The 13967-nt window shown below is 38.7% G+C and carries 14 protein-coding genes and 1 rRNA gene; 8 read left to right on the top strand and 7 right to left on the bottom strand.

Features of this window, described 5'->3' with window-relative positions; translation table 11 throughout:
* Positions 1-23: 23 nt before the first annotated feature.
* Entirely contained in the window at positions 24-209 is a 186-nt protein-coding gene (locus CVS91_RS10400; RefSeq protein WP_234409651.1) for a hypothetical protein, read from the bottom strand.
* Positions 210-369: 160 nt separating this feature from the next.
* On the opposite strand from CVS91_RS10400, the gene CVS91_RS02785 reads away from it, so the two are divergent.
* Complete coding sequence (locus CVS91_RS02785) at positions 370-1569, top strand: tetrahydrodipicolinate N-succinyltransferase N-terminal domain-containing protein (RefSeq protein WP_107830188.1); 1200 nt, start codon at positions 370-372, stop codon at positions 1567-1569.
* A 13-nt stretch (positions 1570-1582) separates the two neighbouring features.
* On the top strand, positions 1583-2077 hold the full coding sequence (locus tag CVS91_RS02780; protein ID WP_107830186.1) for a hypothetical protein: 495 nt from the start codon (positions 1583-1585) through the stop codon (positions 2075-2077).
* Positions 2078-2169: 92 nt separating this feature from the next.
* On the opposite strand, the gene CVS91_RS02775 is transcribed toward CVS91_RS02780, so the two are convergent.
* The 6 genes from CVS91_RS02775 to CVS91_RS02750 all read right to left on the bottom strand — a co-directional run bounded on the left by CVS91_RS02775 (position 2170) and on the right by CVS91_RS02750 (position 8664).
* Complete coding sequence (locus CVS91_RS02775) at positions 2170-2421, bottom strand: Fic family protein (RefSeq protein ID WP_265094388.1); 252 nt, start codon at positions 2419-2421, stop codon at positions 2170-2172.
* Positions 2422-2684: 263 nt separating this feature from the next.
* Positions 2685-2957, bottom strand: coding sequence for a DUF4172 domain-containing protein (locus CVS91_RS02770; protein WP_107830182.1), 273 nt, complete (start codon positions 2955-2957; stop codon positions 2685-2687).
* 31 nt (positions 2958-2988) lie between these two features.
* On the bottom strand, positions 2989-3414 hold the full coding sequence (locus tag CVS91_RS02765) for a gamma-glutamyl phosphate reductase (protein ID WP_107830180.1): 426 nt from the start codon (positions 3412-3414) through the stop codon (positions 2989-2991).
* 1 nt (position 3415) lies between these two features.
* Positions 3416-4204, bottom strand: a complete 789-nt coding sequence (locus CVS91_RS02760; protein ID WP_107830178.1) for a peptidoglycan-binding protein — start codon at positions 4202-4204, stop codon at positions 3416-3418.
* Between the two features lie 146 nt (positions 4205-4350).
* Entirely contained in the window at positions 4351-6162 is a 1812-nt protein-coding gene (glmS, locus tag CVS91_RS02755; RefSeq protein WP_107830176.1) for a glutamine--fructose-6-phosphate transaminase (isomerizing), read from the bottom strand.
* Positions 6163-6165: 3 nt separating this feature from the next.
* Positions 6166-8664 carry an HD domain-containing protein gene (locus tag CVS91_RS02750; protein ID WP_107830174.1) on the bottom strand — a complete coding sequence of 833 codons (2499 nt, stop codon included), beginning with the start codon at positions 8662-8664 and terminating at the stop codon, positions 6166-6168.
* A gap of 110 nt (positions 8665-8774) precedes the next feature.
* Here CVS91_RS02750 and mqnE point away from each other — a divergent pair, with 110 nt between their 5' ends.
* The 6 genes from mqnE to CVS91_RS02720 form a co-directional block, all read left to right on the top strand.
* Positions 8775-9839: an aminofutalosine synthase MqnE gene (mqnE, locus tag CVS91_RS02745; RefSeq protein ID WP_107830172.1), complete on the top strand. Its 1065-nt coding sequence runs from the start codon at positions 8775-8777 to the stop codon at positions 9837-9839.
* An 11-nt stretch (positions 9840-9850) separates the two neighbouring features.
* Positions 9851-11143 (top strand): NCS2 family permease, encoded by a 1293-nt coding sequence (locus CVS91_RS02740; protein WP_103587469.1) that lies wholly within the window; start codon positions 9851-9853, stop codon positions 11141-11143.
* Between the two features lie 12 nt (positions 11144-11155).
* Positions 11156-11596, top strand: coding sequence for a phosphoribosyltransferase (locus CVS91_RS02735; RefSeq protein WP_107830170.1), 441 nt, complete (start codon positions 11156-11158; stop codon positions 11594-11596).
* Positions 11597-11605: 9 nt separating this feature from the next.
* Entirely contained in the window at positions 11606-12823 is a 1218-nt protein-coding gene (locus CVS91_RS02730; protein WP_107830168.1) for an ArnT family glycosyltransferase, read from the top strand.
* 3 nt (positions 12824-12826) lie between these two features.
* Complete coding sequence (locus CVS91_RS02725) at positions 12827-13522, top strand: Tfp pilus assembly protein FimT/FimU (protein WP_107830166.1); 696 nt, start codon at positions 12827-12829, stop codon at positions 13520-13522.
* A gap of 320 nt (positions 13523-13842) precedes the next feature.
* Positions 13843-13967 (top strand): 16S ribosomal RNA (locus CVS91_RS02720); the annotation flags it as partial.

Genomic DNA, 13967 nt, shown 5'->3' with positions numbered 1-13967 from the left:
TCTTAAAAAGACATAAGGTGGATTTAGAAAATTTCTCGAGCAGTTGATCGCATCTGCCGCTCTGATGGCACTTTCTTAAACATATCCAAAGGGTTTTTTAGTGGAAGCGGCACTTCTGCGCCCCATTTAACAAAAGCTGAAACTACGCCAGCGATTAAACTAATCAGCGCAGCTAAGGCAAATTTTGGTTTGGTAGCTAAATTTGACATTTTGTCTCCTTGTAAAATTTGTGACATTTTATTTCTATTTTTTTTATGATAAGGTTAATCATTATTATAATTTATAAATTTATCAAAGCTCAAATGCTTTAAAATCATAAAATTTTTAGCCATTTTTGGCTAGACTAAGAAAAAATTTAAAGGAGAATAGATGTCTAAAGAGTTTAAAGACGCAAACGAATTTAAGGAATTTTTTGAAGAATTTAGAAAAAAAGATGGCTACAAAGATCCAGTTGCTTTTGGCATCGCAAGAGTCGATCGCGGACAAAAAAATAGCGACAAAATTTTGCAAGCAAGTTACGCCGTTGTAAATTATAAAGAGAGCTTTTTAAGCGCAGCTGCTTTTATCTATGCCTTGCAAAAGTGCGATGTTGAGGTTGATTTTAGCGCTCACGAGTTTGTCGCTGATCTCACGTCAAAGGTAGCGAAAAAGGCTAGCAAGCTCTTTAGCGTCTTTGAAAAAGATATAAAATCACACAAAAACGTGGAGAATTTACACGCTGTAAAGATGGCATTTGAGGACGACATTGAGCTAAATGAGAATAAATTTAAGCTTGTATTTTTATTTGATGACACAAAGCCACTTAGCGTGGAGGCCGTCTATCTCAAGCTCTACTTGATCTCGCTTGGCAAGGTCGCACCTAGGACGATCGTGCTTGATGGAGCATTTGGAGTGCTACCAAATGTCGCATGGACTAGCCAAAACATCCCGATCGAGCTTGAGTGGCTAAGAGAAAATGAAATTTCACTAAAGATGTTTGGCGAGTATCCAGCGATCGTGAGCGTGGATAAATTCCCAAGATTTTTAAGTCACATCATCCCAGCTGATAACACGAGAATTTTAGACGCTGCCAAGGTTCGCATGGGCGCAGCTGTGCATCCTGGCACAGTCGTCATGCCAGGGGCTGCTTATATCAACTTTAACGCAGGCACGACTGGCGGCGTGATGGTTGAGGGCAGGGTCAGCAGCTCTGTCGTAGTTGGCGAGGGTAGTGACGTAGGTGGTGGAGCTAGCATACTTGGCGTGCTAAGCGGCACGAACGGCAACCCTGTAAGCATCGGCAAACACTGCTTGCTTGGCGCAAACTCAGTTACTGGCGTGCCACTAGGTGATAACTGCATCGTGGATGCTGGCATAGCGGTGCTTGAGGGCACAAAGGTCTATATCTCGGCAAGCGAGCGCGAAAAGCTAGCTAGGCTAAATCCAGAGTTTAAATTTGAAGCTGAAATTTACAAAGCGCTTGAGCTTGGCGGGCTAAACGGGCTTCATTTTAGACAAAATAGCCAAACAGGGCAGATCACCGCGAGTGCGAGCAAAAGGGCGATCAAGCTAAATGAGGCACTTCATTAAAAAAGGAGCTAACATGAAAGTTGGCATTTTGATGTTTGATAAGATAAATTTGCTAAGCTTTGCCAAAATTTATGATTTTTTGCATAAATTTGAAGGTTTTAACATCAAAACCTACGCCCTAAAGCCTGAGATAGTCGATGAATTTGGCGTCAGGCTTCATTCTGAAATTTACGCTGAGAGTCTTTACGGCGTGGATATCTTGGTCGTGCCAGATGGCATTGGAGCGCTTGGGCTAAGGTATGACGAGATATTTTTAAGCTGGATAAAAAGCTCAGCGAGTGCGAAATTTAAGATCGGCTTTGACCTTGGCGTGCTCATCCTTGGCGGCGCTGGATTTTTAGAAGACAGAGAGGCCTGCATAAGGGGCGGATACAAAAACGCGCTGAGTGGCTACTGCGAGGTAAATGACGCTAAGATGTGCGAGAGCAGGGGTGTGATAAGCGTTAGCGAATTTGATGACGAGATCAAAGAGCAGCTCGCAAAAATCCTAAGTAAAGATAAAATTTAAGGGCTTTGGCTCTTAAATTTGATAGAAATTTTATCCTTTTAATGAGCTTATAGCTTGTTTTATGGCGCTATTTACCGCTTCTAAATGCCACTTTATCCACGCTGTGAAGTCAAAATTTGAATTATTTTCAAGCTTTGCTGTTGCTCTAAAATTTCATAATAAACTTTTTTATTTGCGTAAATAATGCTGGATATTGAAAATGGCTCAATGCTTTCACTAGCCAAGCAGTAGTGTGCCAAAGCCCTTGCCATGCGTCCGTTGCCGTCCTCATAAGGATGGATGATCGCAAACAAAAGGTGAGCCAAAACACTTTTTACATAGGCGTTTTCAGGGCTTTTATTGATAAAATTTAAAAAAATTCTCCTCTACGCGCTCTGCTGACAAGGCTTCGTAGTGGATTTGCACATTTTTTGAAGGACCTTAGACGACGCTCATCTCATCATCTCTAAATTTAGCTCTTTTTATCTTGTAAAATTTGCTATGGCTATATTCAAACAAGGCATTGTGCAAGCCATGTAGCCGCTCGAAGCTCATAGGGCTTTGTTTAAATTTGCTTCAAGCATTAGCGAGACTAGATTATCACTGTGTCTAGTCGCATGAGTGTCGGCTAGCCAGTCAAATTTTCATCTAGTCTCTTTTTTATCGATGAGCGAAGGCTTGATCTTTTTAGCCTCTCGCCCTCTATGAGAGATGAGCTTATTATTTCATCTTCAAGTGCGCTAATTTGCGCCTTTAAAAGATCGTTTCTGTTGATCTTGTTTGTTATATCTTTTAAAATTTCGTGATTTTGCTCTAGCTTTTTTATGATGGCGTCTATCTCTCTTTTATCGAAAGAGAAATTTGGGTAGTTAGGATGTTGCCATATCCAAATGTTTTGCATCAAATTTCTTTAAAGATTGTGGCTTTTGTGTCTATCTATAAGGTCTTCTATACTCTCTTCTAGCGTCATTGTAGCCACGTCTATATCCGTGCTCAAAACCATCGTCGTAGTCATCGTCGTTGTAGTAGCCTCCACGGTAACCACGCTGAAATCTATCAAATCTTTCGTACTCATTTTGATAGTATGGGCGGTAGTTAGGCGGATATGGCGCATAGTTTGGATCAACAGGATAGTAGCCATTTGCGCGACAACTATCCTCGTCAAATTTTTCTATTCCGTTGCGAAATTTATAGCTTTCTATTTTTTTATCAAAGCTATCAATACTTCTTATGTCGCCATAAATTTTAGCCATTTCTCTTTGATTTATAAGACCACAAAGCCTAGCTTCAACTTTTTTTTCGTAACTCATAGAAAACAAAAAAGTTAATGAACAAAATAAAATGGCTATAAATTTCATATTAATCTCCTACTTTTAAGCTTCCACCTTTGCCAAGACCACCCTTTACGGTTTGTGCTTTGTAGTCTTTTAGAGCGATAACTAATTGATTCATTGAATCAAGGAAAGCATTTACAAGTGTTTTTCCCTCAGGTGTTCTTGAATATGCGCCAAGTCCAGCACCAAGAGAAGCGCCAGCGCCGCCACCCATGCCAAAGAAGTCAGTGCTAGAAGCTGAGCCAATGGCTGCTGCTAATTGAACACCTGAGCGATTTTCTATAAGAACCAATGTGGTTTGTGTCTCTTTTGTTGAAAAACCACCAGCGATAGCACCTGCTGCACTACCAAAAAGTGCTCCAACAACACCGCCTACACCACCGGTATCTTCGTTACTAAAGAAAATTTCAGGACGAATAGTATAATCAGCCGCTACCATTTTGCCTTTGCCAAAGCCAGAACCGCTACGTAGTTCGCCTGATCTATCAAGTGCACGCTCTTGCATCATATTATCCATCATAGCACCACGCTCAACTATAACAAAGCAGCCGGTTTGTTGTGCAAGAAGGCGCAGAACAGGAATAGTTGATGTGAGCTTGTAGTTGCGTGTTAAATATGAATACCAGTCTGAATTTTGGTCTTCATAAAACGCAAGTGTTCCAATAGTGCTACTACACTTTTCTATTTTTGTGTTAGCATTTTTGTTGTTGCTGCCAGCAGCACTGCCAGTTACGCCATTGTTGTTACCAGTTGCACAACCACTTAAAAGTAAAACTCCAAGACCCACGCTTAGTAAAGATGAACTTAACTTCATTTTTTTCCTTAATATTTAAGTTGGTTTTAGAATTATATATGAGTAAATATTAGAAAAATATTAATATAAAATTTATGTTTAATAACATAATACAAAATTATTTTTTACAAAAATTTAAGCGGCCAGCAAGATGCCAGCCACATAAATTATTCGACAGTTACGCTTTTTGCGAGGTTTCTTGGCATATCGACGTTGTTGCCAAGTCTAACAGAAATTTCAAGTGCAAGCAGCTGAAGCACAAGCATCATCTCGAAAAATTCGCTCATGTAGTGATCTTGAACACTTGTTTTTACGTAGTCGTCGCTTAGTTCAAACTCAAGCGGACTTATCGCTAGGATATATGCATCTCTTGCAGCAAGCTCTTCGACGTTGCTCTTTGTTTTTTCATATAACAAATTTTGAGGCATTAAAGCGATCGTAAATAGCTTCTCGTCTGCAAGTGCGATAGGTCCGTGCTTCATCTCGCCTGATGGATAGCCCTCGGCGTGAAGATATGAAATCTCTTTAAGCTTTAATGCACCTTCAAGTGCTAGCGGATAGAAGATGTCTCTACCGATGAAGAAGAAGCCATGACCGTGTAAATAGTGCTTGCTTAGGCGGTGAAGCTTCTCTTGCAAAGAGTTATCTATATTTAAAATTTGTGGTATGTGAAGAAGCGTTTTGATCTCGTGATCAAGCTCTTTTTTGCTGATAGAACCCTTTGCTGATGCCATTTGAAGTACAAGCATCCAAAGCACGATGATCTGCGTAGCAAAGGCCTTTGTGCTTGCCACGCCTTTTTCGATGCCAGCGCGAGTTAGAAGTGTATTATCAGCTAGTCTAACAATAGATGAGTTATCGACATTGCAAATCGCAAGTGTCTTTAGCCCAGCCTCTTTTGCGATCCTAAGTGCCTCAAGAGTATCAGCTGTCTCGCCACTTTGTGAGATGACGATAAAAAGCGAGTTTTTGTTTAGATAAGGCTTTCTATATCTAAATTCGCTTGCCACTTCGACCTTTGTCCTGACTTTAGCAAGTCTTTCAAAAAGATAGCTTGCAGTTAGCGCTGCATGATAGCTCGTGCCACACGCACAAAGCACGATATCATCGATGCCTTTTAGGTATTCATCGTCTAAATTTTCAAGGGTCACTTTGTGGTTTTTAACCCTGCCCATGATGGTTTCAGATACAACTGCACCTTGCTCGTAAATTTCTTTCTCCATAAAAAATGTATAACCCTCTTTTTGGGCATAGCTCTTATCTTTTGGCAAAGCGTTAAAGGTTATGCTAGCTTTTTTGCCGTGTTTAAAAACAGCTATCTCGTCTAAGCTCACATAGCCGTAGTTATTGTCATCAAGATATGCCACTTCGGTTGCGTTGCCAATAAGTGGAGCATCTGATGAGGCAAAATATACCTCTTTTTTGTCACTTTTGCCTATCGCCATAGGAGCGGCATCTTTTGCGAAAAATATCTTATCAGGTGCAGTTTTGGTGATAAGTAGCGTTGCATAAGCACCTCTTAGCTTTGCGATAGTCGCCTCATAAGCTTTAAATGGGTCTTTTGCCTCTTTTAAAATTTCTTCAAAAAGATGCACGATCACTTCGGTGTCGGTTTGGCTGACAAATTTCACGCCCTTTGCCTCAAGCTCATCTTTAAGCTCTTTGTAGTTTTCGATGATGCCGTTGTGAACGACAAATGAGTGCTCGCCAAGGTGTGGGTGAGCGTTTATCTCGGTTGGTTTGCCGTGCGTCGCCCAGCGTGTGTGACCTATCGCCACGCCAAAACCTTCTGATGTAAAGTCCTTTGTCTTTAGGACTAAATTTTCAAGCTTGCCGACCGCCTTGAAAAAGTCGATCTTGCCATCACTCATCACAGCCATGCCAGCGCTGTCGTATCCGCGATACTCAAGCTCTTTTAGCCCGCTTAAAATGACCTCTTTTTTCTCTCTATCTCCGATGTATCCTACGATTCCACACATGTTTTACTCGCTTATTAATAAATTTAATATCTCATCGCCTTTACTCTCAAGTCGCTCGTTTTTCTCGATCAAAAAGAGATTTCTCGTTCTATTTTTAACCGTCTGAATTCTCGCACTCGTGACTTGAAAATGAAGCCTGTCAAAAACACTCATCACATAAGCCATTAGCCCACGCTGATCTTTTGCGTTGATGCTAAGTTTGGCGTAATCTTTTGAGTGATTTAGCTCGAAGTTTATCTCATCTTTGTTAATATTTGGTTTCAAAGGCTCTCTTAAAACCTCACTATTTAGGGATTTTAGGGCTAAAATTTTAGTATTTTCAAGCTCATGATTTTTTACATTTTGGTTAAAGTCAAGCCTGATATAAAATTTCTTCTCAAATAGCTCAAATATCTCCATATACGCAAGGTCAAATTTGGCAAATTCATAGAGCAGGGCGCTTAAATTTAGGCTTTTGTTTGTATAAATTTGAATGCTTAAATTTTTACTATTGTTTATGAAAATTTCGGTTTCGTTTAAGCTGTCAGCTACCTTGCTTAAATTTATGATCTCGCTTGCGCTATATTTTGTAAAGACCAAATTTGATGTGATCTTAAAAATTTTCTCTTGCAGCTTTGGCTCAAGCGCCAAAAACTCGCTATTTCGTTTTATAGATTGCTCTTTTTTTACTCGCCTTGTCGCTTCATCAAGTAAATTTTCATCGCTAAATGCGCTAAGAGAAATTTCATAAAGCTCCCTTAAAAGCTTTGCTGTGTAGGCGTTGTAAAGCCTCTCATTTGTGGCGTTTATCACGCAGTAGCTAAGGATGTAAAGTAGCTTTAAAACCTGTTTGTCGCCAAGCTTCGAGATAAAGGCGAAGATGACGCGCTGCGAGTAGATGTCCTCTCTGTTTGAGACGTTGCTCATTAGGGTGTGGTATTTTATCAAGATGACGCCGACGTTGATAGCTTTTTGACTTAAATTTAGTTTGTTAGCATAGGCCCTAAAGATGTTTGCGCCGATGTTTGCGTGATCTTTGCCGCCAAGTCCTTTGCCAACGTCATGCATAAGCGTCACGATCTTTAGCATCGTTTTGCCCTCCAAGCAAAGCTCAGCATAGAGATTTTTTATAAATTTATCTTTTATATTTTCAAGAAATTTAACACTTAAAACGCTATGCTCATCAACCGTAAATTCGTGATAGCCGTCATATTCTGCTAGCTGGGAGATATGCTCCATCGGTTTTATCAAAATTTGTATCATCTGCGCATCGAGCAAGGATTTTAAGATGGCGTAGGAATTCTCTCTTAAAAATATCTTCTTAAACTCGCTTATAGCGCGCTCTAAGCCATCTTTTGTGATGATGGCTCGCTTGATATAAAAGATTGCGCTTATATCAAATTTATAATCCACATCTTTTAACTCCAAAAGCTCATTTATGAGATCCTCGATAAGGGCTGGCTTTTTGTGAAGTGGCACGTAGATGACGCCATTTATCTCGTAAAAGCCATTTTTTAGCCTAGCAAATTTTCTCTGCTCGAAGCTTAACTCGCTTTTGAAAAATGGCCTACAAAGCGAAGCTGCGATAAATCTTGAATAAATGGCTACGTTATTCATCGAGCTTAGCATCTTTTGGCTGATGACGCTCTCGTTGTCTTGCAGCTTTTTGGACTTTGTCTGCATGAAATTTGTCGTGATCTCGACACTTGAAGCACTGAAAGTATCGGTGTTTTGAGTTAAATTTAAAGCACTTAGCAAGCTTAGTAAAAAATCCACATTTAGATTAAAACTTGCTATCTCTTTTTCATTCATCACTTTAAGGGCTTGCGATCTAACAGAAACGTCGCTATCTAGGCAGTTTAGTATGCAGTTTAGGTGGTAAATTTCATCGATCCCGCCAAAGCCACTTTTTAAATTTGGCTCTTGTGCCAAGTAGCTTATGCTAGAAAATGGCAAAAATGCCTTTAAATGGTAGTTTAAAAAGGCTTTTTTATCAAATTCTTTTATCTTTACGATCTCGCTTTTTACTAAGCGATATAAGCTTTTTGAGCCGCAGATATAGCGAAGTTGCGAGGTTTCACTTTTAAATTTAAGGTCATCTTTGAAATTTATAAAAATTTCATCCACTTCGGCAATTTTTATCACAAATTTCATGCCAGAGCTGTCTAAAATTTCAGAAAATTCTTTTAAGAAATTTTTTATATTGTAGCCCTTTAAATTTTTATAAACTAGCAAAATTTCAAGCTCGCTATTTGCGCTAAGTAGCGTTTGGGCGTATTTGCCAGTGGCTAGAACGCTAAAGGCAAAGCTGTCATTTTGTGGCACAAACTCATCAAAAAATTCTCGCATAGTTTCATTTAAATAAGATTTTATAAAATCATCATACTCTTTGGCTAAGAAATTTGTGAAATTTCTGCCTTGATTTTTTTGAAAATGTTTTGGCAAATTTGCCTTAAAATCAAGAAATTTCTCTTTGATCTTTGAATAATTATCGCTATTTTTGGCACTTTTATCAGCTAGCATTTAGTGTTTCCATTGTTAAAAATATCTTGGCAAATGTTACATAATTTTTGCAAAAACAAAGCTTTATTTGCTTATAATGAAGCCTTAAGTTCAGCTTTAGGACGATATAAATAATGAATCTATTACAAAAACTAGAAAGTGGCGAGAGATTAAGCAAGCAAGAGGCTTTTTCGCTTTATGAGCTTGATCTTTTTACCTTGGCTAAATTTGCCGATAAAAAGCGCAGAAAACTGCACGGCAACAAGGTCTTTTTTAACGCAAATCGCCATATCAATCCAACAAATATCTGTGCTGATATCTGTAAATTTTGCGCATTTTCAGCCCACAGAAAAAATCCAAATCCATACCTAATGAGTCACGAAGAAATTTTAAAGATCGTTGATGAGAGCGTGAGTCACGGTGTAAAAGAGATACACATCGTCTCCGCCCACAACGCAACTAGCGGTTGGCAGTGGTACTTAGAAATTTTTAAAAAGATAAAGGCGGCTCATCCAGAGCTTCACGTAAAGGCGATGACGGCGGCTGAGATTGATTTTTTATCAAGGCATTACGGCTTAAGCTACGATGAGGTGATAGACAAGATGCTTGAATACGGCGTCGATAGCATGCCAGGGGGTGGGGCTGAAATTTTTGACGAAGAGGTCAGGGCTAAAATTTGCAAAGGCAAGGTAAGTAGCGAGAACTGGCTAAGGATCCACAAAATGTGGCACGATAAAGGCAGGCAGAGCAATGCAACAATGCTTTTTGGCCACATAGAAAGCCGTAAAAATAGGATCGATCACATGCTAAGGATCAGAGACTTGCAGGATGAAACTGGCGGATTTAACGCATTTATCCCGCTTGTCTATCAAAGAGAAAATAACTACTTAAAAGATATTAAATTTCTAGGATCAGCTGAAATTTTAAAGACTATGGCGATATCTCGCTTGGTGCTTGATAACGTCCCGCATATAAAGGCGTACTGGGCTACTTCGACGCTAAATTTAGCGATGATCGCTCAGGAATTTGGTGCTGATGATCTTGATGGCACGATAGAAAAAGAGAGCATACAAAGTGCAGCTGGCGCAAATAGCGCAAATGGCGTCACACTAAAGACATTTTGTGATCTCATAAAAACATCTGGTTTTACGCCGGTTGAGCGTGATAGCTTATATAACGAACTTAAAATTTACTAAAGGAGCTTGGGGTGAAATTTTTTGACTTAGCACAAAACAAAACGAGTGTGAAGCAGGAATTTGGAGCGGGACTTACGACATTTTTGGCGATGATGTATATCGTGCCGGTAAATGCGATCATTATGAGCAAAACTGGCATGCCTTATGAGGCATTAATCACTGCAACTGCGCTAATTACCATATTTTCTACTGTATTAAATGGTCTTTGGGCGAACACACCAGTTGCGATGAGTGTTGGCATGGGGCTTAATGCTTATTTTACATTTGGTCTTTGCATCGGTATGAAAGTGCCTTGGCAAACGGCTCTTGGCGTTGTTTTTCTAAGCGGCGTGATATTTGTTGTCTTGTCTTTTACAAATTTTAGAATGTGGATAATAAGATCCATCCCACTTGATCTAAGAAGAGCGATAAGCGCTGGCATAGGTACATTTATCAGCTTTGTTGCGTTTCAGCAAATGGGCTTTATCGTAAATAACGATGCGGTTTTGGTTGGCATAGGAAATTTCAGAGATCCAAACGTGCTTCTTGGCGTTTTGGGGCTATTTTTGGTTATTTGTTTTTGGGCGTGGAAGATAAAGGGTGCGTTTATCCTAGCAGTGCTTGTCACTTCAGTGATAGCTTGGGTACTTGGCATCGCTCCTCATCCAACAGAAATTTTCTCAACTCCAGCCTCTATCTCACCGATATTTTTAGAGCTTGACATAAAAGGTGCCTTTAGCCTAGCCTTGCTACCGGTTATTATCACATTTTTTGTGACAGATCTTTTTGACTCGATAGGCACGCTAGCTGGCGTTGGCACAAGGGCTGGGATATTTGACGAAAACAAAAAAGATGGCGTCGTAAAACTTGAAAAAACCCTTGAAGCTGATGCTGTTGCTACTGCAGCTGGCTCGCTTGTAGGTGTAAGTACGACCACATCGTTTGTAGAGAGCGCAAGCGGCGTAGAAGAGGGCGGTAGGACTGGCCTAACAGCTGTATTTTGCGGACTTTTATTTATACTTACATTATTTATGTTGCCACTTTTTAAAGCGATCCCTGGCAATGCCATCTATCCGATCCTCGTAATGGTCGGCGTGCTTATGTTTGCCGAGCTTGCTAGCATAAATTTCAAAGATCCAGCCATCGGCGTTGCGACATTTTTCATAGTTGTGCTCATCCCGCTTACTTACTCGATCACAAACGGTCTTGCATTTGGCTTTATGTCATACGTCATAGTTAAGCTCATAAAGAGAGAATTTAGCGATATAAATTTAGGTGTAGTCGTGCTAGCGCTTATTAGTTTTATCGTATTTTTAGTGCATTGATAAGGATTAAAGATGATATTTTATAGCTACGATGAATTTGCCGTTGATGCCAAAAAGATGGCAAAACAGATAAAAGATGAGTTTGATCCAGAGGTGATACTAGCTGTGGCAAGAGGCGGTCTAACGCTTGGCCACTCACTAGCTGTTGCGCTTGAAAATAGAAATTTATTTACTTTAAATTCTATCCACTACGAGGATACAAACAAGCTTGATACGATACAAATTTTTAACGTGCCAGATCTTAGCAAATACACTAGAATTTTGCTTGTTGATGATATCATCGATAGCGGCGAGAGCATGGTCGAGATAAAAAGAGAACTGCTTAAACGCTATCCAAATTTAGATATAAAGATAGCGACTGTATTTTATAAAGAGAAGGCTCTGCTTTTGCCTGAATTTAAGGTAAAAGAGGCTCATGACTGGGTTGAGTTTTTCTGGGATATACATATTTAAGGGCGCGATTTGTTAGAAAGAGTTAGAGAATTTGCTAGCAGACACATCGCTTTTAGCGTATTTTTGATATGTTTGATTGATTTTGTTTTTCTACTTTATGCGGCAAATTCTCTTAGCATAAGCTACAACGAGGCTGAAATTTTCTTTCAAAAGCACAGCCTTCTTGGCTACATCTTAAAACTAAGCACCCATTTTTTTGGTCAAAATGACCTTGCTGTGCGGGGCGTGATGATCTTTTTTCACATCGCAAGCGTGGTTTTGATGTATAAGGTGAGTAAATTTTACATTAAACTCGAGTTTGACAGGATTATAGCGGTTCTACTTTTTGTGCTACTTCCTGGCACGCTAGCTTCAGCACTTATCATAAATAACGCTGGAATTTGCATCACTCTAGCGCTTTTGTGTATATATCTTTTTCATATTAAAAAGAAAATTTTATTTAGCCTATTTTTCTGCCTAGCCTTTTTTATAGATGGTGACTTTTTGATATTTTATGCAGGATTTTTTATATTTGCACTTTATAAAAGAAAGCCGCCTATTGCTTGGCTCAGTGCCATTTTATTTTTGCTGACGCTTTACTTTTTTGGCTTTGAAACAAATGGCAGACCAAGCGGGCATTTTATCGATACCTTTGGCATATTTGCCGCTGTATTTTCGCCATTTGTCTTTATCTTTTTTGTATATACGATTTATAGAATTTGGGTTAAGGAGAAGAAGGATCTTTTGTGGTTTATCGCCATTTGCTCATTTTGCTTTTGTATGATAGTCTCTGTGCGCCAAAGACTGGAGCTTGAGCAGTTTTTGCCATTTTGTGTGATCGCAACGCCACTTATGGTAAGAGTTTTTTTCAACTCATATCGCGTGAGGCTGCCAAAATTTAGAAAAGGACACAAAATTTGCACTAGCTTAGTGATGCTTTTTTTGATATTTAACTGGTCAGCGATCATCTTTAATCAAATTTTTTACCTATTTTTAAACGATCCTACAAAACATCTCACTTATAAATTTGATGTAGCAAAAGAGCTAGCAGATAAGCTAAAAGAGGCTGGAGTGCAAGATATTGCGACTGAAGATACAAGGCTTGCGCTAAGACTTAAATTTTATGGGATAAAAACAAAAAGTTACTCTAAAAATTTATTAGCAATTGCCGATTTAGATGAAAAATCGAAATTTAGTATAGAAAAAATGGGAAAAGTAGTTGCAAATTTCAATATCAAGGAACGATAAGCTATGAAAAAAAGAGCTTTTACGATGATAGAGCTTATTTTTGTTATTGTTGTTGTTGGAATTTTAGCTGCCATTATGATCCCAAAACTAAACAGAAATGCCTCAAGAGAAGCTGCAAATCAGATCCTAACTCATATAAGATACACCCAGCACCTCGCTATGCAGGATGATAAGTATGAAAATTTTATTAACAATCAGTCTAAACTATGGTTTAAGATGAGATGGGGGATAGCTTTTAATAATACTAGTTTGTATGATGAATGTTTGATAGACAAACCAGGAATAAAGACTTGGAAGTATAATGTTTTTTTTGATAATAGTTTTAAAGGAAATATAAATTCAGAAAGTGAAGTCGCAAACGATATCTATAAAAGTGGAAAGCTTCTTAGTGGTGGTTGGAGTGGAATGTCAACAGATGCTTGCAAAAAAATAAATAAAGAATTAAATTTAGGAAAAAGGTTTGGCATAACATCAGTTGATTTTAAAGACGGTTGTAGTGGAATGCAAACTATAAACTTTGATGAAATGGGTCGCCCTATGAAAGTAGTAAGTGTTACAAAAAATCGAGGAGCAAAGCGCCCTTATGATAGACTTCTTAAAAAAGATTGCAGTATAACAATAACTGATAAACGCGGTAATCAAACAACAATTACTATAGAAAAAGAAAGTGGCTTTGCATCCATAAAAGAAAATAGTTAAATTTGATCAAAATTTGAGCTTTTGATTTTTTTCAAAAAGCTGCTATTTTTTAATCTGCATTTAAGCATCCCTCATATATAATTCCAGCTCACGAAACGAGAAACCACCTTTAACTTCACCGTTAATAAAGCCTTTTTCTTATCGTTGTTCTTTTAACTTACAATTGTTAAACTATTAGTCAATCTTTGAAATCTAAACAAGTGATCGATTGAGCCAGTCTATTATAATTAAATAATAGATTAGACAAACTGATAATAAAACTAAAAGTTTTTTTGATTAAAAACTTCATAATAAAAATCCTATCTATTAGATAGGTAATTAATATGGAGAGTTTGATCCTGGCTCAGAGTGAACGCTGGCGGCGTGCCTAATACATGCAAGTCGAACGGACGAGTAAGAGCTTGCTCTTATGAGTTAGTGGCGCACGGGTGAGTAATGTATAGCT

It is taken from the genome of Campylobacter concisus (genome assembly GCF_003048985.1).
Classification (GTDB): domain Bacteria; phylum Campylobacterota; class Campylobacteria; order Campylobacterales; family Campylobacteraceae; genus Campylobacter_A; species Campylobacter_A concisus_AY.
Note: the sequence above shows the minus strand (reverse complement) of the source record. Positions and strands in the feature narration are given on the sequence as shown.